Origin of the sequence: Rhodanobacter sp. MP7CTX1, assembly GCF_014205795.1 — a bacterium.
Lineage (GTDB): Bacteria > Pseudomonadota > Gammaproteobacteria > Xanthomonadales > Rhodanobacteraceae > Rhodanobacter.
The window spans coordinates 332,464-353,220 of record NZ_JACHCN010000004.1 but is presented as its reverse complement, the minus strand read 5'-3'; the positions used below and the strand labels follow the sequence as shown (position 1 = coordinate 353,220).

Sequence of the window (20,757 nt, the reverse complement as noted above, 5' to 3'; positions counted from 1 at the left end):
ACCCGAACGCGACCGTCATGCCCAGGATGGCATGGGGATCCGGTCAAGCTGACCTCGATACGCCGTTCCACAATTCGGGAGTAGAACCATGAGCGATTTCGATTTCACCTCGTTCCTGAAACTGATGGTGCACAAAAAGGCATCGGACCTGTTCATCACGGCCGGTGTGGCACCTTCGATGAAGGTGCAGGGCCGGATCGTGCCAATTACGCAGAGCCCGCTCAGCGTGCAGCAGTCGCGCGACATGGTGCTCAACGTGATGACGCCAGGACAGCGCGAGGAGTTCGAGAAAACTCACGAGTGCCAGTTTGCGATCTCCGCGCAAGGCGTTGGCCGCTTCCGCGTGTCCTGCTTCTATCAGCGTAATTGTGTCGGCATGGTGCTACGCAGGATCGATTCGAAGATTCCGACCACCGAAGAACTGAACCTGCCGCCGGTGATCAAGCAGCTGGCGATGACCAAGCGCGGCATCATCATTTTCGTCGGCGCCACCGGTTCGGGCAAGTCGACCTCATTGGCAGCGATGGTTGGCTACCGCAATCTGAATTCGACCGGTCACATCATCACGATCGAGGATCCGATCGAGTACGTGCACAAGCACGAGGGCTGCATCATCACGCAGCGCGAAGTCGGCATCGATACCGACAGCTGGGAAAACGCACTGAAGAACACGCTGCGCCAGGCGCCGGACGTGATCATGATCGGCGAGGTGCGCACGCGCGAGGGTATGGATCACGCGATCGCGTTCGCCGAAACGGGCCACCTGGTGTTGTGCACGCTGCACGCGAACAACGCGAATCAGGCGATGGACCGCATCCTGCACTTCTTCCCGGAAGATCGTCGCGAACAGCTGCTGATGGATCTGTCGCTGAACCTGAAGGGCATCGTGGCGCAGATGTTGATCCCGACCCCCGACGGCAAGGCGCGCCGGGTGGCGGTGGAGATTCTGCTGGGCACGCCGCTGGCACAGGATTACATCCGCCAGGGCGAAATTCACAAGCTCAAGGAGCTGATGAAGGAGTCCAACCTGCTTGGCATGAAGACGTTCGATCAGAGCCTGGTCGAGCTGTATCACGCCGGCGAGATCTCCTACGAGGACGCACTGCGTCACGCTGACAGCTCCAATGAGGTGCGCCTGCGCATCAAACTGGCTCAGGGCGGCGACGCGCATACCTTGTCACAGGGACTAGACGGGGTGGAGCTGGAAGAAACCAGCAATGCGCAAAACTTTGGTGGTGGCAGCGGCCTGCTGAATCGCTGAATCTACAACGCGCCATGCGCAGACGAGAGAAGAAGGGGCCCGTGGGGCCCCTTCTTCGTTTTCGCTAGCTCGCGTCAACGATGACGCGGCTGATCTTTGCTCAGTGGCCGCTGGTCGAGCTCGAAGCCGGCATCGACGACTTCATGCTGTTCGACGTTGAAGGAGTAACAGTCAGGCCAGTAGCGTCGACACTCTTCACGCCCTTGACCTTCTTGGCAACACTGACAGCCTTTGATTTTTCATGACTGCTGGTCGCCGTGCCGGTCAACGTCACCTTGCCATCCGTGGTGGTTACTGAAATATCGGTGGAGCTGATCCCTTTGGTCGTGGTGAATTCGGATTTCACCTTGGTGGTGATCCATGCATCGCCAGTCTCGCTGGTAGACGAACTCGACATCGGGGCAGTCGAGTCCTGCGCTGCCACCTGGCCAAACGGCACCGCTGCGAAAGCGATCACCAGGCCAGCGGCAAACATGCTGTTGCGAATCATCGAAGGGGTACGCATGGGCAATCTCCTTGAGCGGTGAGGGTGTGCGAACGATGACAACAGCTGCTACGTGAATATCGCGTGGCCGTGCGAGGTAACGGTTCAGCAAGCGCTTATGGGGACGCGAAGGGGAGGTTATGGCGATGTTGGCGTGGCGTTCGACACAGCCACGCACATGAAAAAAAGACGGGGCGCCAGAGCGCCCCGTCTTTTTTTGCATCCGGTACTACCCGTGTCAGATGCTGCGTTACTTCAAAGCGGTCTGGCTGGTGATCACCATACCGTTGTCGTCGACGTGCATTTCGGCATCGATGGTGTTGACGCGTTCCGCCTGGGATTTCATGGCGGCGAACTGCGCCTTCGAGCGCGCTACATTGGCGGCGGCCTGGGTTGCATCGTCGGTGCTGCTGTCGTTATCGAGTGAAGGTTCGTCGCTCTTGTTGATCGCAGCGGTGGCTGCGGCCAGGCTGTCGGCCTTCTGCTCCATCAGCTGCAGCCAGTCCAGGTACATCGCGCCACTGAGATGCATGCGGGTCATGCGGCCGGCATCGCCGGTAGGAGCAGCCAGGGTGTCGCCGAGCTTGGCGTCCTCACCGGCGCCCACGCCGAGCGCGAGCGCCTTGTCGCTCATCGCGATCCAGGCCGGCTGTTCCAGCATGGCGGTCATGTCTTTCGGCAACGGCTGCGGCTTGCCATCGGTGGTGACCTTCAGCTGGGCCAATGCAGAGACCATCATCTGCCCCATAGCCAGCAAACCTGCCGGGTTGTTGGTACCCAGCACGATGCGGCCTGTGAACTTCGGCAGGCCGCCGTTCTGGCCAGGCGCAAGCGTGTCCAACGCGATGCGCAGGCCGAGCATGTCGCCGAACGGCGGAATTGCCGCTTTCTGCATGCTCGGGCCGAGCTTGGCAAAGCTGTCGTTGAGATCGGTCAGCGCCGGGCAGGTGAATGGCTTGGCGGCTACGGCATCGGCCTGTGCCAACCAGAACGTGCGCAGCGGTGCGACCGGCAGTGCGAGGCTCAGGTCAAATGGCGCGGTTCCGGTGCTGCCCAATCCAGGCATCTTCACTTCGAGCCCGGCGAACGCCTTGCTGATGTCATCGGCCAGTGCCACATCAAAGCGCACGTCCTGATGCCCGACATCCAGCTGGGTGTAGCCGAAACTCACGGCAGGTGCCCGGGCGGCAATGCGCCCGGCCTCGACGGCGCAGCTGGGTGAGGTCTGCAACTGGTTCGCGACGGGCTCGCCGGTCTTGGCCGAGATGGCCTCGGCATGCGCCTTGAGGATGGCGCTGAACAGTGGATCCTTGCCGCCCATCGCCAGCGGCAATGCGCGGGTCAGGTCGAGGTCGCCAACCAGCCACTTCTGGTAACCCTTGTCCTTGGCCAGGTTCGCCAGGCGGCCATCGTCCTGCAGGTTCTTTTGCGGTCGATCCAGGCCAAGCGCCTGGCGCAGCAGGGTCGGCGTGGTGTCGGCGGGCAACAGCGAAACCACGGCCTGTTTGCCGACCATCGCCAGAATCACCTCGGTGCCCGACGTGGCGAACGCGTATTTGCGATAGCTCTGGCCGCCGATGCTGGCGACATCGAGCTTCTTGCCATACGCAGTCTCAAGCCGGCCGATGAAACCTTCGAACGCTTTCGGATCGCTCAGTTCGAAACGCAGGACGGGTGACAGGCCCTGCCCGTAGAACGCCGAGTGCCCCTTGAGATCCAGGCCTGCATTCTGGGCAAAGGTCTCGACGCTCTTGCCGTTGAACTCGGCACCGAGCGCGCGCAGCAGACGGGCCCCGTCGGGGTCCTTGATCGCCATCTGGTCGGCGGCGGCATTGAGCTGGGCCAGCTGGGACGGCAACTGCGCATCGGCCTGGGCAAGCAATGCCTTGCGGGTGTTGTCATCGAGTACGTCCAGGTTGGCGACGACGTAGGGCGTGTCCGCCGGTACGAAGGCCAGCGGAGCATCTTTGTCCTTGTGTCCGCAAGCCGCCAGCATGACGCCGGCAAAGCCCAGCGCGATGAAGCGCGTCGTCGATCGCATCGTTGATCCCCTGCCTTGGTGAATGTTGCGCGCCATATTATGCCCGCTTTACGGGTTGTTGCGGCGCGTCAACCCGGGAAAAAGAGGTGGGATAACGGGATGCGCGAAAGGCGGGGCCGCTGCCCGGGCGCGGCCTATAAACGGGGCGTAAAAAAAGCGGTGAGCCGAAACTCCCCCGCTGAGAGCTGGAAATTCCGGCTCACTTCGAGCTGGCCGGTGTTTGCCAGGGCCCTGACTTCGATATGAACTCCGGCACCAATCGCGTGGATGCGGGCGCGCTCGCCGCGGGCATTCGTGCGCGGATGAATGCCCGCGGCTTTTCAGGAATTCAGTCGTGGTGTGCTTAGCGGGCGAGCACTTCGTTCAGTACGGCCATGCGTACGAACACGCCGTTGCCGACTTGTTCGAGGATGCGCGACTGCGCACCATCGGCCACGTCCGAGGCAATCTCGATACCGCGGTTGATCGGGCCAGGGTGCATCACCAGACAACCCTTCGCGGCGAGCGCCAGGCGTCGCTGATCGAGGCCGTAGCGGCTGAAATACGCCGCTTCGTCGGGCAGGTCGGTCGACGCCATCCGTTCTTTTTGCAGGCGCAGCATGATGACGGCATCGGCACCACCGATCGCCTGGTCGAAATCGTCGATGTGAAGGACGTGCGGAAATTCGTCCGGCTCCGGCATCAGCGAGGCTGGCCCGCACAGGCGAATTTCCTTCACGCCCAGGGTGGTCAACGCGTGGATATCCGAACGCGCCACTCGCGAATGCCGGATGTCGCCAGAGATCACCACCGTGAGATTCTCGAAATCCGGCCGATGCTGGCGAATCGTCAAAGCGTCCAGCAGACCTTGGGTGGGGTGCGCGCGGTTGCCGTCGCCCGCGTTGATCACCGAAACGCCACTCATCGCGTGATGCACCAGCTCCTCCGGCGTGCCCGAGTGCTTGTGCCGCACGATGATCGCGTCCAGGTGCATGGCTTCGAGCGTGTGCAGGGTGTCGAGGAGTTCCTCACCCTTGCTGGTGGAGGAAAAGCCGATGTCGAAATTGATCACATCGGCGCCGAGCCGGCGCGCTGCCAGCTCGAACGACGTGCGGGTGCGCGTGGAGGGCTCGAAGAACAGGTTCAGCACGGTGCGCCCAGTCAGTACGTCAAGCTTGCGGGTGCCGTGTGCACAGGCATCGCGCAGCGCTTCGGCGCGGTCGAGCAGGCGCTCGATGGTGGCGCGCGGCAGGTTTTCCAGGGTGGTGAGGTGGCGCAGGCGAGGGCTCATCGAGGGCTCATTTCGGCTGGTTTGCAAGGAATAAGGTGGGTGTTCAGCGTTCGAGCGTGCCCGGTGCGGGCGTGGGAGCTTCGATCAGCCAGCGCTCCAGGATGACCGCGGCGGCTTCGGCATCGATCGTGGCGGCATCGCGCCGCCGCTTCAGCCCCGCGGCGCGGGCGGCGGCGAAGCGATGCGCGGCGTCCTGCGAGCTATGACGTTCATCGACAAACACCACCGGCACGCCAAAGCGCTGCTGCAGCTGGGTGGCAAAGCGGCGTGCATTGCGGCTGGCGGGTTGTTCGGCGCCATCGAGGGTCAGCGGCAGGCCAACCACCAGGGTGTCAGGCAGCCACTCCTTGTGCAGGGTATCGAGCCTGCTCCAGTCCGGTTCGCCGTCCCGCATCGTGATCGTGGTCAGCGCCCGCGCGCTGGCGGTGAATGTATTGCCTACGGCCACGCCAGTCAGTCGGCTGCCAACATCGAAACCGAGCACACAACTCATGCGTGGCCCGCGTAACCGGACAGCTGTCGCGGGTCGACGCCGACCAGCCCGGCGGCGGCGCTCCAGCGTTCCTCCAGCGGGGTATCGAACACCACCCGGCCGCAGGCCTCGGTGGTGAGCCATGCGTTGGCCATCAGCTCCTGCTCCAGCTGACCGGCGTCCCAGCCCGCATAACCGAGCGCCATGACGGCCTGGCGCGGGCCTTCACCCGCGGCCATCGCGACCAGGATGTCGCGCGAGGTGGTGACTGACCATTCGGTGTTGATGCGGTAACTGGCTTCCCAGTAACCGGGCTCGCGGTGCAGCACGAAACCGCGCTCCTGTTGCACCGGGCCGCCGATGAGTACGGGCGCGTCGGCAAGTTCGCTGTCCACGCAGTCCAGTCGCATCTGCGCCAGCACGTCGCCAAACCGGTATTCGGACAGCTGGTTCACCAGTAGTCCCACCGCGCCATTCTCATCGTGCTGGCAAAGCAACGCGACGCCGCGCGAGAACGGCGGATCGGCCAGATTCGGCATGGCGATCAGGAAATGCCCGGTCAAGGTCGAGGGTTGCACGGCGGTCATGCGCGCATTGTAGGCGCGTTGCGGGCGCGCCGCATGTCGTAGGAGCGCAAGTTGCGCGGGCCGTGGGACATAGCGGGGCGTAGGTTGGGGTGAGCGAAGCGATGCCCAACGTCCCTGCGGGGGTGCATGAGGCATCTGTTGGGCATCGCTTCGCTCACCCCAGCCTGCGCCAGACTTGGCTGTCAGCGCGTTTGCAGCACGTTTTTAGGCTCGAATTCCCAGGTACGGGTGATATTGAGCTCGTCCACGTGTTCGCCGCTTTGCGGTGCCGGCGGGAACGGTGCCGCCAGTCGCACAATGCGTTCGGCGGCAGCGTCCAGTAAATGCTCGCCGGAGCTCTGGATCACTTCGATGCTCTTGATGCTGCCGTCCAGATTGAGCACCACCGTGAGCAACACGTCTCCGTGCAGGCCGCGGCGACGGGCTTCCTCGGGGTAGTTGAGATTGCCGACGCGTTCGACGCGGTCGGACCAGCCGCGCATGTAGGCCGCAAAGGCGTACTCCTTGGTGCTGGCCGTGAGGTATTTGACCTTCGGTCGCTTGGCATAGGCCGCTTTCTTCTCGCGCACCTCGGCCGCCAGCTGGGCGATCGCCTGTTGTTGCTTCAAGTCGGCTGCGGTCGGGGTTTGATCCTGCGGGTCGACCTGAGTTTGCGCTGTGTCACTGGACACGCTGAAGTTGGTTGCGCCGGTCGTCGTCACCATTCGCGTCGGCGTAGCCTCCCGCGGCTGGGGCGTGCTGGCTTCCACCGATTCGGCCGCGGTGCCCGGGTCCGGACGGGGCAGGGCGCCGGAAAACATCTCCGATGGCCGTGCCGCATGATCGCTCTGGCCGCCACCGCGATTGTTCGCCTGCGCCAGGAAGTCCGCCTTGTCCGGCGCTTCCTGATTGGCCACGTTGACCAGCGTCACATCCAGCGTCGGCAGGCTGGGTGCGAGCTTGGCGAAGTGGAACGTGATGCCCATCAACAGCACGCCATGCAGCAGCAGCGAAAACAGCAGGGTGGCGCTGATCGGGTCAGGCGCCGACGGGACCGGCGCGGGGCTCAGGGGTACAGCAGTTGCGGGGGTGCTCACGCGTTGCGATTTCCGATGACGTGCTGCTCGATGACGTCGAACAGCTGGCCCGCAATGTTAAGCCCGAACTGGGCGTCCAGTTCGCGTACACAGGTCGGGGATGTGACGTTGATCTCGGTCAGGTAGTCGCCGATGACGTCCAGCCCGACAAAAAGCAGCCCGCGCCGGCGCAGTTCCGGGGCCACCTGGTCCACGATCCAGCGATCGCGGTCCGACAGCGGCACGCCTTCACCACGTCCACCGGCGGCGAGATTGCCGCGAAACTCGTCGCCCTGGGGGATGCGGGCCAGCGCATAAGGCACCGGCTCGCCGTCGACAACCAGGATACGTTTGTCGCCAGCGCTGATCTCCGGCAGGTACTTCTGCGCAATGGTCAGCTGCCGGCCTTCGCCGTGCGCACCCCCGCCGATCAGGGTTTCCAGCATCGAGTTGAGGTTGCTGTCGCCGGCCTTGACCCGGAAGATGCCGCGTCCGCCCATGCCATCCAGGGGTTTCAGCACCACCTCGCCGTGCTCCTTGGTGAACCGGCGCAGTTCGCCTGCATCGCGCGCGACCAGGGTTGGCGCGATGCATTGCGGGAACTCCAGTGCAAACAGTTTCTCGTTGCAGTCGCGCAGCGCCCGCGGATCGTTGATCACGGCCACGCCGCCGCGCTGGGCGGCTTCCAGCACCATGCTGTCGTAGATGAACTGCGCGTCGACCGGCGGATCCTTGCGCATCAGCACCACGTCGAGCTCGCGCAGGTCGCGCCACTGTGCCGGTGCGAGCGTGTACCAGCCTTGCGGGTCCTCGCGAACGCTCAACGGCGCGATCCGCGCCCAGGGTTCGCCATTGCGCAGTGCCAGGTCGCCCTGCTCGAAATAGTGCAACTCGTGACCGCGGCGCTGGGCCTCCAGCAGCATGGCAAAGGTGCTGTCCTTGGCTATCTTGATCGCGCCGATGGGGTCCATCAGCACGGCGACCGAAAGGGTCATTGGGGTTCTCCGAAGGTGGCCCGCGCATGCGCGGACCGTGCGGGTGGGTTTGGATTTCAGGCCGACATCGACAGTGTGGATGGTCGCCGAGTCGATCGGCTGCGACAAGCTCGGTTGATTGTCGATGCTGTCGCGGTTGGCCAGATGGTGCCAATATGGGTCACGTTGTGCGCACCAGGCGACGGAGCGAATGATTATTGCTTGACAGTCTCGGCGGGCAGGCAGTAAACAGCAAAGGGTTGGATGCACCGCCGCAGAGCGGGTATTTGGGTGGTTCGTTTTGTTTTTTTTACATGAGCACCTGACGGCATGGCTGTTGCATGTCTTGGTGTCTATCCTGAGCTCGGGGCGGGCCGCAGGGGGAGTAAGTGAATTTGAACGTGAGTGCTAATGACTTGGCTGGTCTCAAGGTCATGGTGATTGATGACTCCAAGACCATCCGCCGTACCGCGGAAACCTTGCTGAAGAAGGAAGGGTGCGAGGTATTGACCGCAGTTGACGGATTCGAGGCGCTGGCCAAGATCTCCGACCAGAAGCCTGCGATCATCTTCGTCGACATCATGATGCCGCGCCTGGATGGTTATCAGACCTGCGCGCTGATCAAGAACAATCCACAATTCCGATCCACGCCGGTGATCATGCTGAGCTCGAAGGACGGGCTGTTTGACAAGGCGCGTGGCCGTATCGTGGGTGCCGAGCAGTATCTGACCAAGCCGTTCACGCGTGACGAGCTGCTTGGTGCCATCCATCGCCATGTCAGCACGGTGCCGAGCCACTGACTGCAGATTCTGAGGGGGACCTGTGGCCAATATTTTCATCATCGACGATTCGCCGACCGACGTGCGCGTGTTCACTACGCTGCTCGAACGGGCCGGTCATCAAGTTGCCGCCTTTGGCACCGCCGAGGAGGGCATCGAGCGTGTGCGCGCTGCGTTGCCCGATCTGATCATCATGGACGTGATCATGCCGGGCATGAATGGCTTCCAGGCCACCCGGACACTGACCCGTGACCCCGTGACGGCATCGGTGCCGATCGTGATGATCACGACCAAGTCGATGGAAACCGACCAGGTCTGGGGCTTGCGTCAGGGCGCCCGTGCGTTCATCACCAAACCGGTGAGCGAGAAAGATTTGCTGGCGTGTATCAACGATTTGTTGCCGAGTTCGACATGAACCAGTCCGTCAACCGCACTCCGTTCGAAATCCTGGCCCGCTACGAGCGGCTGTCGCTGGCGCATGCCTCCGATACGCAGGGCAAGCTGGAAGCCCCCGGGTTGTGGCGCGGCATCGGTTTTCGCGTCGGTTCGCGCTTGCTGGTCAGTGGCATCGATGAAATCAACGAGTTGCTGGCGGTGCCGACCCTCACCCCCGTGCCGGGCACCCAGCCATGGCTGCTCGGTGTGGCGAACGTGCGCGGCAATCTGGTGCCGGTGGTGGACTTCGCCCGCTTCCTGTTCGGTGAGCGCACCCAGCACTCCGAGCGCGCCCGCCTGCTGGTGGTGCGCCAGGGTGGTGGCAACGTGGCGCTGCTGGTCGACGAGGTATTCGGTCAGCGTACGGTGGATGAAGAGCAACGACGCGAGGCCCAGCGCGAGGACGATCCGCGGCTCACCCGCTTCGTCGATAGCCGGGTAGGCGAACAGCAATTGGCGATTTTCAGCATGAACAGGTTGGTGCGGGCGCCGGATTTCCGTCAGGCCGCGGCCTGATACCGGTCACGCTTCAGCTGGGGCACGATTCAACTATTGAAGGGCCGGCGCCCGTTGTGGCCGGAAATTAAGGGCAGCAAGTCCTTGGGTCAGTACCCGCTCGATGAAGCGGAGCTGGCAAGGTGTAGACGGACGAGGTGAACATGAGCACTACAGGGGGCGTCGGCAGGGAACGGAGCTATACGACCGTACTCATTGTCCTGTTGCTGATTGCGATCGGTCTCGCGGCAGTGGATTTCTTCCTGCTGTACCTGAAGAACGGCGAGGACCGGCAGGCGGTAACGCTGACCACGCAGATTCAGGTGTTGTCGCAGTCGACGGCGAAATTCGCGCTGGAATCCGCGGGCGGCAACGCCGACTCCTTCAAGGAGCTTGAAGGTGACCGCAACTCGATCGAGTCCGCGGTGCAGCGCCTGAACAAGGGCGACCCGGCAACTGGCATGCAGGGCTATGGCGACAATAACGCCACATCGTCCGGTCGCGCCGTGACGGCGCTCGACAGTTCGTGGAAGCAGCTCGACACCGACATCGGCAAGATCCTCTCGAACAAGGCGGTGGTGATTGACTCGGGACTGCGCGCCGGCACGCTGTCGCAGCAGATGCCCTTGCTCAACTCGAGCATGGAGCAGGTGGTCAACATCCTGCAGCAGCGCAACGGTGGCTCCGAGCAAATGCTCGGAACGTCGCGCCAGATGTTGTCTGCTGACCGAATCATCCGTCGAGTGCAGGAAATCCTGCAGGGTGGCGATACCGCGCAATCGGCGGCCGATGGCCTGTCCCGCGATGCCGACTTGTATGGCAACGTGTTGAAGGGCTTGCTGGTGGGTAACGCCGACAGCGGCGTGAAGCCCGTCGCGGACGCGAATGCGCACAAGATCCTTTCCGACATGGATGCCAGCTGGGGCAAGCTGGCCGATCCGGTGGCCAAACTGGCCGCTGCGGCCGGCAACATCGCCGACGTGAAGCAGGCAGCCAACCAGGCCTCACTGGATTCGCAGACAGTGCTGTTGCGCGCCAGCGACCTGGCCGAACAGATCGGCAAACTGCCGCTGCGGCGCCTGTTCCCGAACGTGTGGTGGGGTCTGTTCGGCGCGATCGGCGCGGTGGCATTCGCCCTGTTGCTGGTCATTACCCTGGTGACCGAACAGCGTCGCCGCTTCGCCAGCAGTATCGAGCTGAACCATCGTAACCAGGACGCGATTATGCGTCTGCTGGACGAAATGGGCTCGCTGGCCGAAGGTGATCTGACGGTCAAGACCACGGTGTCCGAAGACATCACCGGCGCGATCGCCGACTCCGTGAACTACGCCATCGACGAGCTGCGTTCACTGGTGACCACGATCAACGAGACCTCCGAACAGGTTTCGTCGTCGGCGCAGGAAACCCAGACCACCGCGCGCCATCTGGCCGACGCGGCCGAACAGCAGGCGCAACAGATCAGCTCGGCGACCTCGGCGATCAACCAGATCGTGAGCTCGATGGACACCGTGTCGAAGGATTCCGCCGAGTCGGCCGACGTGGCCGAACGCTCGGTGAAAATTGCCTCGCACGGCGCCGAAGTGGTGCGCGAGACGATCTCCGGGATGGACTCGATCCGCGACCAGATCCAGGAAACCTCAAAGCGCATCAAGCGCCTGGGCGAATCCTCGCAGGAGATCGGCTCGATCGTGGAACTGATCAACGACATCGCCGAGCAGACCAACATCCTCGCGCTCAACGCAGCGATCCAGGCGGCTTCGGCCGGTGAGGCGGGTCGCGGTTTCGCGGTAGTGGCGGACGAAGTGCAGCGACTCGCCGAACGCTCGACCAGTGCGACCAAGCGTATCGAAACGTTGGTGCAGACGATTCAGTCCGATACCAACGAAGCGGTGAACTCGATGGAGCAGACCACTGCCGAGGTGGTGGCTGGTGCCCGCAAGGCAGAGGATGCCGGCAGTGCACTGGGTGATATCGAGCGCGTGTCGCACGATCTGTCGGCGCTGATTCAGAACATCTCCAGCGCGGCGCGTCAGCAGTCCGCGGCGGCGACCGATATCTCGCATTCGATGAACGCGATTCAGGAAATTACCTCGCAGACCTCGCAGGGTGCCAGCCAGACCGCCGACTCGATCGGTACTCTGGCGCAGCTGGCGAGTGACCTGCGGCGCTCGGTAGCGCATTTCAAGCTACCGGGTTGACATCGGTCCGGTGGATTTGGCCAAGCTGGCATCGACAATTTGACGGGGGGCAGTCTCGCTGGTTGCGTGATGCGTACGTGATGCGACATTGGGCAACCGTTGAGAGAGGCGCATGAGACTTCAAGATCACATCGATTTCACCACTCTTCAGTGGGTCAAGCCGGAGCTCGACGAGACATTGTCGACTGCCCGCGAGGCGCTGGAGTCCTACGTCGAGAATCCGGACGATCGCGACGTCATGCGTTCGTGCACGCGACATCTGCATCAGGTGCATGGCACCTTGCGGATGGTCGAGCTGTACGGCGCAGCGTTGGTGACCGCGGAGATGGAGACGCTCTCCATCGCGCTGCTCGAGGATCACATTCCCTATCGCGAGGAAGCCTACGCCGCCCTGATGCGTGGCCTGATGCAGCTGCCCGATTATCTCGAGCGGTTGTCCAGCGGTCATCGTGATGTGCCGGTGGTGCTGTTGCCGCTGCTGAATGATTTGCGCGCCAGTCGCGAGCAGCCGCCGCTGCCCGAGTCGGCGATGTTTCATCCCAACCTTGATGCGTTCCTGCCGGATCTGGCGCCGGCCGCGATGAGCGCTGCGTATGCCGAATCGCATCGTGGCGAGTTGGTTAATCTGCGTCTGCGCTTTCAGCAGCAGTTGCTGAACTGGTTCCGCGGTCAAGCCGTTCCGCAGCAACTGGTCGGCATGCGCAAGACCTTGCTGGCTATCACCGCACGTTGCTATCACGTACACGGCAGGCGCTTGTGGTGGATTGCCGCCGGTGTGCTGGAGGGTCTCGAGCAAGGCATGATCAAGGGTCATGCCGGCGAAGTCCGCCAATTGATCGGCAAGGTGGATCGCAGCATCCGTCAGCTGATCGAGCATGGCGAAGACAGCCTGCGCGGCAGCGATGCCGACGCGGTTGCCTGCAAACTGCTTTACATCGTGGCCCAGGCCAAGCAGCGCAGCCCGCAGATGGAATTGCTGCGGCATACCTATGCGCTGGACAGTCTGGTACCTGATGCCGGCGAACTGGAACACGCGCGTGGCTCGATGTCCGGACACAACCGTGCGCTGCTCGATTCCGTATCGCGCGCACTGAAGGACGATTTGCTGCGGGTCAAGGAAGCGCTGGATCTGTTCCTGCGTCAGAGCGACGGCGACCCGGCGCAACTGAGCGAACAGAGCGAAGTACTCGACCGCGTTGGCGACACGCTGGGCATGCTGGCGCTGGCGGTACCGCGCCGGCTGGTCATCGAACAGCGGCGGGTGCTCGACGAGATCGCCAACCGCATGCGCAAGCCCGACGAGGACACCTTGCTCGATGTAGCCGGGGCCCTGTTGTACGTCGAAGCTTCGCTGGACGATCACATCGAGAGCCTGGGTTCCGAGGACGAAGCGGATACCGGCACCACGATGCAGGGACTGCCGCGCAGCGAAGCGCTGGGCGTGGTCACCGCGTTGATGCATGAAGCCATCAACAATACCGGCAAGGTGAAGGACGCGATCGTTGCCTTCGTCGAATCAGGTTGGGAGCACGGCCGTCTGGCTGTCGCGCCGCCACTGATGGAAGAAGTCGCCGGTGCCATGCGCATGCTTTCCTCACCGCGTTCGGCCGAGTTGGCCGAAGGCGTCGGCCGTTTCATCGGCAATGAATTGCTGGATGACCGACGCGTTCCGAGCGGCGCACAGATGGATCATCTGGCCGATGCGCTCGCGGCGCTGGAGTACTACCTCGAAGCGGCGCGTGAACATCGCGGCGGGCTGGAACATATTCTCGACGTGGCTGAGCACAGCCTCGGGCTGCTCGGCTACTGGCCGTTGCCAGCCGAGCGGTTGCCGTCCGAGAGAGTGTTGCGGCCGGCAGTTGCCGCGTCCGAGGCTGCCATGACGGCTCACGCCGGCGACGGCATCGAGCATGAAGAGCACCCGGAACTTTCCGAAACCGTCAGCCTGCTCCCCGGCAGCGATCTCGGACACCTGTTTGTCGGTTACAGCGAACCGCACCTTCCACCCACCCACAACCTCGATGGCTTGCGGCTGACGCAGACCGAATCGACCGCACCGCTGGCGCTGCGGGGCGATCTGCCCGGCCATGGGTCGAACGATGAGGATGGCGACTGGATCGAGGTCGAAGAAGAAATATTCGAGCAGATGCCGGCACGCGATGCCCTCGCGGCCAACACCAGCTTCAATGCCAATGCGGAAGGTATCGACGACGACATTCGCGAAATCTTCCTGGAGGAAATGCAGGAGGAAATCGACAGTCTGCGCGAGGCCGAGAAGGTCTGGCTGACCGATCCGACGCAAATGTCGTCGCTGGTCAGCATCCGCCGTTCGTTCCATACGCTGAAGGGTTCAGGCCGACTGGTCGGTGCCGGCGTGCTGGGCGAGTTCGCGTGGAAAGTCGAGGACATGTTCAACCACGTGCTGGATGGTTCCATCCAGCCGGACGAGGACGTACAGGCGCTACTGCGGCATGCGATCGACGCGCTGCCTCCATTGCTCGCCGCGCTCAAGGGCGAGGGCATGTCGAATGCTCCACTCAGTGCGATCATGCATACCGCGGAGCAGCTGTCCGCCGGTCATCCCGCGCGCGTGGAAGATTATCTGTCGGCGGCTACGGAAACAGTTCGCAGGGTGGTGCGTCATCGCATACCGCGCGTCGGCGCGGCGGCGGATGTAATTCCGGAAGCCAGTTTGACCGATGCCAACTCGGCGGGCTCCGAGCACGAGCCGGTTGAACACGAACAGGCGATATCGGGGCCGGTCATGCCGCCGGTGGATCCGGTGCTGCTGGAAATCCTGCGCAGCGAAGTTGCGCAATATCTGCAAACCATTCGCGCCGCCATCCAGCGCAGTGGCAACGAGCTGCCGATCGGCGAAGATCTGCTGCGGGCCGTGCATACGCTGCACGGCGCCATCGCGATGGTGGACATCCCGTTGCTGACACAGCTGTTGTCGCCGCTGGAGGGACTGTTCAAGCGCCTGCGTGCCGCCAATCTGCCGCTGCCGTCCGAAGGCGTGCGGTTGCTCGGTCAGGCGGCTGACCTGGTCGATCATGTGATGGGCCAGTTCGACGTGGCCGAGCCGCAATTGCCCGACACGGACGCGCTCACCGCACAAATCGTCGAAATGCGCGACCGCTACCCCGAGTCGCAGGTGGCGCATGTCGTGTTCGAACCGCAGCTGGACGAGGCGGCGACGGGCGCGATGGCCACGACGACAGATCAGCCTGCCGACGAAGAAGCGGCCATGGGCGCTTCGCTGGATGCCAGCATCGCCGATGCGGCTGGTGTGCACGCCGAAGAGACGCAAGACGAGGCGTCGTTGGAAGCGGACGACGTAATCGCGGCTCATCCGGACGATGCGCATCATGCGGCAGTTGCGGCTGAACTGTTTGAGGCATTGGACGCATTTGATCACGATGCCGCAGTGAGCGAACAAGCGGCCGCACAACAACTGGCCATCGAGAAAGCTGCGGCCGACCAAGCCGCTGCCGAACAAGCGGCGGCTGAGCAGGCCGCTGCCGAGCAGGCTGCCGCAGAACACGCGGCGATCGAACGAATGGCGGCCGAAGAAGCGGCTGCCGAGAAAGCGGCAGCGGAGCAGGCAGCGGCGGAGCAGGCAGCCGCTGAACAAGCTGCCGCAGAGCAGGCCGCAGCTGCACAAGCGGCAGCTGACCACGCAGCAGCAGAGCACGCAGCAGCTGAGGCCGCCGCAGCCGAGCAGGCCGCGGCGGAACATGCCGCGGCAGAACACGCGGCGGCAGAGCACGCTGCAGCAGAACACGCTGCAGCAGAACAAGCTGCAGCAGAACAAGCTGCAGCAGAGCACGCTGCAGCGGAGCAGGCCGCAGCAGAGCACGATGCAGCGGAGCAGGCCGCAGCAGAGCACGATGCAGCGGAGCAGGCCGCAGCGGAACACGCTGAAGCCGAACAAGCCGCTGCCAGTCGCGAGTCGGATGAAGAAAGCAAAACGGCCTCTGCGTCGGAGCATGTCCTTGCCCAGGGTGGGTCGGGCCACATCGACGCCGACCTGCTTGAAGTGTTTATCGACGAGGCGCGTGAAATTCTCGATCACGCCGATGGCGTGCTCGCGCAATGGCACGACGATCCGACAGAACTGAAGCATGTGGCCGAGCTGCAGCGCGATCTGCATACGCTCAAGGGCGGCGCGCGAATTGCGGGGTTGATGGGAGTGGGTGATCTCGCCCACGCCATTGAGACCTTGCTCGAAAAGCCGGCTCGCTACGCAACCAAGACCGGCCCGCTGATCGCAGCACTGGAAGCGGCGTTCGATCAGATGCATGCCTTGGTACAGCATGTGTCGCAAGGCGAGACAACCGAATATCCGCAGGCCACGATCGATCGCCTGCTGGCACTGGCTGGCGAAACGACACTGGCTGACGATGAGGCATTGGCCGCCGTTGCCATGCCAACCCTGAAACTGGTGCGCTCGACGCCGCAACCTGTGGTGCCGAGTGCTTCCACACTCGACCTGCCCGAACTGTTGCCGGAGATGGAGGAAGAGGTCCGCTCCTCGCAGGAGCAGATCCGTGTTCGCGCCGACCTGCTCGACAATCTGGTCAACCATGCAGGCGAAGTGGCGATCTACCGTTCGCGACTGGAACAGCAGGTCGCTGGTTATCGCTTCAACCTGGTGGAACTCGAGCAGACCGTGGCACGTTTGCGCAGCCAGCTGCGCATGCTGGAGATCGAGACCGAGGCACAGATCATCGCGCGCTTCCAGCGCGAGCATCGCGAAGCGGGACTGACCGCGTTCGATCCGCTCGAGCTCGATCGTTACTCGCAGCTGCAGCAGTATTCACGTGCACTGGCCGAGTCGGTCTCCGATCTGGTGTCCATCCAGAACATGCTCGACGAACTGACCCGGCAGGCCGAGACCCTGCTGATCCAGCAGTCACGCGTCAGTACCGAGTTGCAGGATGGTCTGCTGCGCACGCGCATGCTGCCGTTCGACACGATGGTGCCCAATCTGCGCCGCACGCTCCGTCAGGCGGCGCAGGAACAAGGTAAGCACGCCCAGTTGTATGTGGACGGTGCGCACGGCGAAATGGATCGCAACCTGCTCGACCGCATCAAGGCACCGTTCGAGCACATGCTGCGCAACGCGATTGCGCATGGCATTGAAACCCCGGCCGAGCGTCGCAAGGCCGGAAAGCCAGCCGAAGGCTCGGTGCATATCCAGGTCGCGCGCGAAGCTACCGAGGTGGTAATCCGGGTCAGTGATGACGGCCGCGGGCTGGATCGCGAGGCGATCCGCAAGCGCGGCATCGAGCGCGGACTGCTGCGGGCCAACATCAAGCCGACCGATAACCAGCTGCTTTCGTTGATCACCCAGCCGGGCTTCTCTACCGCCAGCAAGATCACTCAGCTGGCCGGTCGCGGCGTCGGCATGGACGTGGTGGCGAACGAGATCAAGCAGCTTGGCGGCTCACTCTCGATCGAGTCCGAAGCGAACAAGGGCAGCGTCTTCGTGCTGCGCCTGCCGTTCACCCTCGCGGTGACCCAGGCGATCCTGGTGCGCATCGGCGAGGCCACGTTTGCGATCCCGATGACGTCGGTACAGGGTGTGGCACGGGTCGACCAAGACGATCTGGCCGCGCGGCTGGCCGAGGACGAACCTTCGTTCCAGTACGGCAACGAACAGTACGGCATCCATGACCTCGCCGAGCTGCTGGGCCTTCCGCCAGGCCTGCCGGCCGAAGGCGAGCAGCAGCCGTTGCTGCTGACCCGCGCGGGTGATTTGCGCGCGGCGATTCGTATCGACGCGGTGCTTGGCTCACGCGAAATCGTGGTCAAGTCGGTCGGCCCGCAGATCAGCTCGGTACCCGGTCTGCTCGGCGCGACGATCATGGGCGACGGTTCGGTGCTGATCATTCTGGATCTGGCACCGCTGGTTCGTCATGGCATCACGCGTCGCCTGCAGCGTCTGTCCGATGGGCTGAGCGCGGTACAGGCGCCGATCATCGAAGAGACGCGGGTACGGCCGCTGGTGATGGTGGTGGACGATTCGATCACCATGCGCAAGGTCACCGGCCGTGTGCTGGAGCGTCACGAATACGAAGTCAGCACGGCCAAAGACGGTGTCGATGCGGTGGAGAAATTGCACGAACGCGTGCCGGATCTGATGCTGCTGGACATCGAGATGCCGCGTATGGATGGCTACGAACTGGCCGCCCACATGAAGGCCGATCCTCGACTGCGCAATGTGCCGATCATCATGATCACCTCGCGCAGCGGCGATAAACATCGCCAGCGGGCGTTCGACCTTGGCGTCGACCGTTACCTCGGCAAGCCCTATCAGGAGGCCGAGTTGCTGGCGCAGATCAGTGAAGTGCTGGAGCAGCGTGCGTTGGAGCCGAGTCATGATTGAAGCGGCACCTGCCGTTGCCTTGTTGTTTGACGACACCGAACTGGGCGGACAACTGCGCGAGGCGCTGCACGAGCGCGGCGCGCGGATTGTTCACGAGGGTGGAGTGTCCAGTCTCAGCCGGGAACTGCTGCAGAAATCGGGCGCTGAAGTCGTGGTAGTCAATCTGGACAATGCTGCCGACGATGCGCTCGATCAGCTGTACGAAGCGATCGACAGTGACAAACGGCCGCGGATTGTTTTCAACGATGCGCAGGCCAGCCGAGCGTTGGTGGGATGGGATCGCGCACGTTGGGCCCGTCACCTGGCAGTGAAGGTGCTGGCGGCAGGCGACATCGACCCGCCACGCCCTGAGAACGCTCGCCACATCGAGACGCAGCCCGCTGCAGCGATTGAAGCGCTTGCCGTCGAAGCTAGCCATGTGCAGGCACCGGCGCACGTAGCTGCGGTGGAAATCAGTCTCGCGGCCGCACCCGTGGCTGCTGCGGCGTTGGTCGCGGAACCTGCGATGGCCGAAGCATCTTCGTTGCCGGAGCCGGATCTGCCGGTGCACGCATACGCTGATGAGCACGAGCAAACGGCCACGGCCGAATCGGAAAGCCTGGCGGCGGAGCTGGAAGCGTTGCTGGCTTCCGACGAATTGCCCGCTGGCGAGGAGTACGGTGCCGGGTCTGGCCTGCGTTTCGCCCATGACGAAGAATTGCCCCCGTTGCACGACGGTAATTTCGGCGCACCTGTGGCAGGGGCCGACGATGATGCATTGGATGGGCTTGACCACCTTGATGGTCTCGCCGAGAGCACGCTGTCAGTTGCAGACGAAATAAGTGAAGAGCCGTCCAGCGCGCCGTCGCGTGTGTTCCAGCTTGATCACCTGCAGCTGTCGCCCATGGACGATGCCGAGGTTGCGACGATCGCTGCGGCTGCTGTTGCGCATATCCCGAGCGACAGCATGTCATCGACCACGCGCGCGCCTGATGAATGGGCACTGCTGGATGACGAGGTTCCGCTGGTTGCTGCGACAGATGCGGCTGCGGAAGCGACCGACGCCACGGTGTTTGGCATCGAGAAGTTGAGCGCCGCTGACTTCCTCGCGCCCGACGTCGAGCAGACCGCTGCGGGATTCGAGCCGATAATGAGTTTGCAACTGGTGTCGATGGAAGAGGCGATCGCCCCGCAGGCGTATGCCCCCGACCATGAAATGGTGCTTGACGACCGCGCAACTGCCTTGAGTCGCATTGTGGTGTTGGGTGCGGCGATCGATAGCACCGAATCCGTCTGTACCTTTCTGGGCGCGCTGTCGGCTGCCTCCCGGTTAACCATTCTGCATACCCAGCATTTGGGCGGGAAGTCGGCGCAGGCGCTGGTGGAAACACTGGCTGAGCGCTCCACGTTGCCAGTGCGACTGGCTGAGCACGGTGGTCAGGCCGGCGTTGGCGAGGTACTCGTAGTGCCGACGGGACTGCAGGTGCGCCTTCATCGCAATGGCAGTATCGAACTTGAGCCGAGCGATGCTGGTGCGACCCCGGCTCCGTCAATCGATGCAAGCCTCACCATGGCAGCGAATGCATTTGGTCGCGATGCGTTGGCCGTCGTGTTCTCCGGCCGGGCCAACGATTCGGTTGCCGGTTCACAGGCGATCCACGATCGTGGCGGTCAGGTATGGGTAGAGTCATCGTCCGAGACGCATTCCGCCGACATGGTCAGTGGGTTGTTTGCCGAACGATTGGTCAGTTTTTCCGGCACGCCGCATGAGTTGGCGGCGCGCCTGATCGAGGTGTTTCCATGAGTGATCCGCTGCCGCGTGAAATCCGCTGCGTACTGGTGCCCGTGGGCAACCTGCGTCTGCTGTTGCCGAACGCCACCGTCGCCGAAGTCATCACCCAGACCAAGCCTGAACCGGTCGCCGATGCCCCGGAATGGCTGCTGGGTCGTATCGCCTGGCGTGGCTGGCGGGTGCCGCTCGTTTCGTTCACCAAGCTGGCAGGCACCGAAGAAGGCGATGCCGACTTGAGCGTGCGCGTAGCCGTGCTCAAAGCGCTCGGCGGCAATCCCGGATTGCCCTTCATTGCGGTCGTGACGCAGGGCTTTCCGCGCCTGATCACGTTGAATGCCGAGTTGATCATTCCCACCCATGACGGCACTGCGCTGCCCCCGGGCTTGCGTGCAAAAGTCCTGGTGCGCGATGACGTCGCGATGATTCCCGATCTGGAATGGATCGAAACCGAGCTGCTCAGCTTGCTCGGTGCCGATTTGACAGAATCACCGGAACCGGCAGAACCGGCCGAGCCAGCCGGCAACACCGGCTGAAGTCGGCACAG

General features: G+C 63.2%; 15 protein-coding genes. 8 read left to right on the top strand and 7 right to left on the bottom strand.

Annotated elements, in window-relative coordinates:
• Window positions 1-88: 88 nt before the first annotated feature.
• On the top strand, window positions 89-1,261 hold the full coding sequence (locus HDE77_RS08165; RefSeq protein WP_184416646.1) for a PilT/PilU family type 4a pilus ATPase: 1,173 nt from the start codon (window positions 89-91) through the stop codon (window positions 1,259-1,261).
• A gap of 100 nt (window positions 1,262-1,361) precedes the next feature.
• Here the strand turns inward: HDE77_RS08165 and HDE77_RS08160 are convergent, their stop codons facing one another.
• The 7 genes from HDE77_RS08160 to gshB form a co-directional block, all read right to left on the bottom strand.
• A complete protein-coding gene (locus HDE77_RS08160; protein ID WP_184416645.1) occupies window positions 1,362-1,766 on the bottom strand; it encodes a BON domain-containing protein in 405 nt (134 codons plus the stop codon).
• 229 nt (window positions 1,767-1,995) lie between these two features.
• Window positions 1,996-3,786 carry a hypothetical protein gene (locus HDE77_RS08155; RefSeq protein WP_184416644.1) on the bottom strand — a complete coding sequence of 597 codons (1,791 nt, stop codon included), beginning with the start codon at window positions 3,784-3,786 and terminating at the stop codon, window positions 1,996-1,998.
• Between the two features lie 343 nt (window positions 3,787-4,129).
• Entirely contained in the window at window positions 4,130-5,056 is a 927-nt protein-coding gene (locus HDE77_RS08150) for an aspartate carbamoyltransferase catalytic subunit (RefSeq protein WP_184416643.1), read from the bottom strand.
• Between the two features lie 43 nt (window positions 5,057-5,099).
• Window positions 5,100-5,549, bottom strand: coding sequence for a Holliday junction resolvase RuvX (ruvX, locus tag HDE77_RS08145; RefSeq protein ID WP_184416642.1), 450 nt, complete (start codon window positions 5,547-5,549; stop codon window positions 5,100-5,102).
• On the bottom strand, window positions 5,546-6,115 hold the full coding sequence (locus HDE77_RS08140; protein ID WP_184416641.1) for a YqgE/AlgH family protein: 570 nt from the start codon (window positions 6,113-6,115) through the stop codon (window positions 5,546-5,548). The genes ruvX and HDE77_RS08140 overlap by 4 nt, the downstream gene beginning before the upstream one ends.
• Before the next feature lie 182 nt (window positions 6,116-6,297).
• Window positions 6,298-7,191 carry an energy transducer TonB gene (locus HDE77_RS08135; RefSeq protein WP_343206074.1) on the bottom strand — a complete coding sequence of 298 codons (894 nt, stop codon included), beginning with the start codon at window positions 7,189-7,191 and terminating at the stop codon, window positions 6,298-6,300.
• Window positions 7,188-8,165 (bottom strand): glutathione synthase, encoded by a 978-nt coding sequence (gshB, locus tag HDE77_RS08130; protein WP_184416640.1) that lies wholly within the window; start codon window positions 8,163-8,165, stop codon window positions 7,188-7,190. Before gshB ends, HDE77_RS08135 begins: the two co-directional genes overlap by 4 nt.
• Before the next feature lie 368 nt (window positions 8,166-8,533).
• Between gshB and pilG the strand changes: the two genes are divergently transcribed.
• From pilG to HDE77_RS08095, 7 genes are all read left to right on the top strand, one after another.
• Window positions 8,534-8,944, top strand: coding sequence for a twitching motility response regulator PilG (pilG, locus tag HDE77_RS08125; protein ID WP_343206073.1), 411 nt, complete (start codon window positions 8,534-8,536; stop codon window positions 8,942-8,944).
• Between the two features lie 22 nt (window positions 8,945-8,966).
• Window positions 8,967-9,338, top strand: a complete 372-nt coding sequence (locus HDE77_RS08120; RefSeq protein ID WP_184416639.1) for a response regulator — start codon at window positions 8,967-8,969, stop codon at window positions 9,336-9,338.
• On the top strand, window positions 9,335-9,874 hold the full coding sequence (locus tag HDE77_RS08115; protein ID WP_184416638.1) for a chemotaxis protein CheW: 540 nt from the start codon (window positions 9,335-9,337) through the stop codon (window positions 9,872-9,874). Before HDE77_RS08120 ends, HDE77_RS08115 begins: the two co-directional genes overlap by 4 nt.
• Before the next feature lie 143 nt (window positions 9,875-10,017).
• A complete protein-coding gene (locus HDE77_RS08110) occupies window positions 10,018-12,051 on the top strand; it encodes a methyl-accepting chemotaxis protein (protein ID WP_184416637.1) in 2,034 nt (677 codons plus the stop codon).
• Between the two features lie 112 nt (window positions 12,052-12,163).
• On the top strand, window positions 12,164-18,442 hold the full coding sequence (locus tag HDE77_RS08105; protein ID WP_184416636.1) for an Hpt domain-containing protein: 6,279 nt from the start codon (window positions 12,164-12,166) through the stop codon (window positions 18,440-18,442).
• Entirely contained in the window at window positions 18,435-20,225 is a 1,791-nt protein-coding gene (locus HDE77_RS08100; protein WP_184416635.1) for a chemotaxis protein CheB, read from the top strand. The genes HDE77_RS08105 and HDE77_RS08100 overlap by 8 nt, the downstream gene beginning before the upstream one ends.
• On the top strand, window positions 20,222-20,746 hold the full coding sequence (locus HDE77_RS08095) for a chemotaxis protein CheW (protein WP_184416634.1): 525 nt from the start codon (window positions 20,222-20,224) through the stop codon (window positions 20,744-20,746). Before HDE77_RS08100 ends, HDE77_RS08095 begins: the two co-directional genes overlap by 4 nt.
• Window positions 20,747-20,757: the final 11 nt, after the last annotated feature.

What these genes read in the sequence shown, in the direction of transcription:
- HDE77_RS08155 (WP_184416644.1), bottom strand. Translation starts at nt 3,786, where the DNA reads ATGCGATCGACGACGCGCTTCATCGCGCTGGGCTTTGCCGGCGTCATG.
- HDE77_RS08165 (WP_184416646.1), top strand. Translation starts at nt 89, where the DNA reads ATGAGCGATTTCGATTTCACCTCGTTCCTGAAACTGATGGTGCACAAA.
- HDE77_RS08115 (WP_184416638.1), top strand. Translation starts at nt 9,335, where the DNA reads ATGAACCAGTCCGTCAACCGCACTCCGTTCGAAATCCTGGCCCGCTAC.
- HDE77_RS08140 (WP_184416641.1), bottom strand. Translation starts at nt 6,115, where the DNA reads ATGACCGCCGTGCAACCCTCGACCTTGACCGGGCATTTCCTGATCGCC.
- HDE77_RS08110 (WP_184416637.1), top strand. Translation starts at nt 10,018, where the DNA reads ATGAGCACTACAGGGGGCGTCGGCAGGGAACGGAGCTATACGACCGTA.
- HDE77_RS08150 (WP_184416643.1), bottom strand. Translation starts at nt 5,056, where the DNA reads ATGAGCCCTCGCCTGCGCCACCTCACCACCCTGGAAAACCTGCCGCGC.
- HDE77_RS08160 (WP_184416645.1), bottom strand. Translation starts at nt 1,766, where the DNA reads ATGCGTACCCCTTCGATGATTCGCAACAGCATGTTTGCCGCTGGCCTG.
- gshB (WP_184416640.1), bottom strand. Translation starts at nt 8,165, where the DNA reads ATGACCCTTTCGGTCGCCGTGCTGATGGACCCCATCGGCGCGATCAAG.
- HDE77_RS08100 (WP_184416635.1), top strand. Translation starts at nt 18,435, where the DNA reads ATGATTGAAGCGGCACCTGCCGTTGCCTTGTTGTTTGACGACACCGAA.
- HDE77_RS08095 (WP_184416634.1), top strand. Translation starts at nt 20,222, where the DNA reads ATGAGTGATCCGCTGCCGCGTGAAATCCGCTGCGTACTGGTGCCCGTG.
- ruvX (WP_184416642.1), bottom strand. Translation starts at nt 5,549, where the DNA reads ATGAGTTGTGTGCTCGGTTTCGATGTTGGCAGCCGACTGACTGGCGTG.
- HDE77_RS08105 (WP_184416636.1), top strand. Translation starts at nt 12,164, where the DNA reads ATGAGACTTCAAGATCACATCGATTTCACCACTCTTCAGTGGGTCAAG.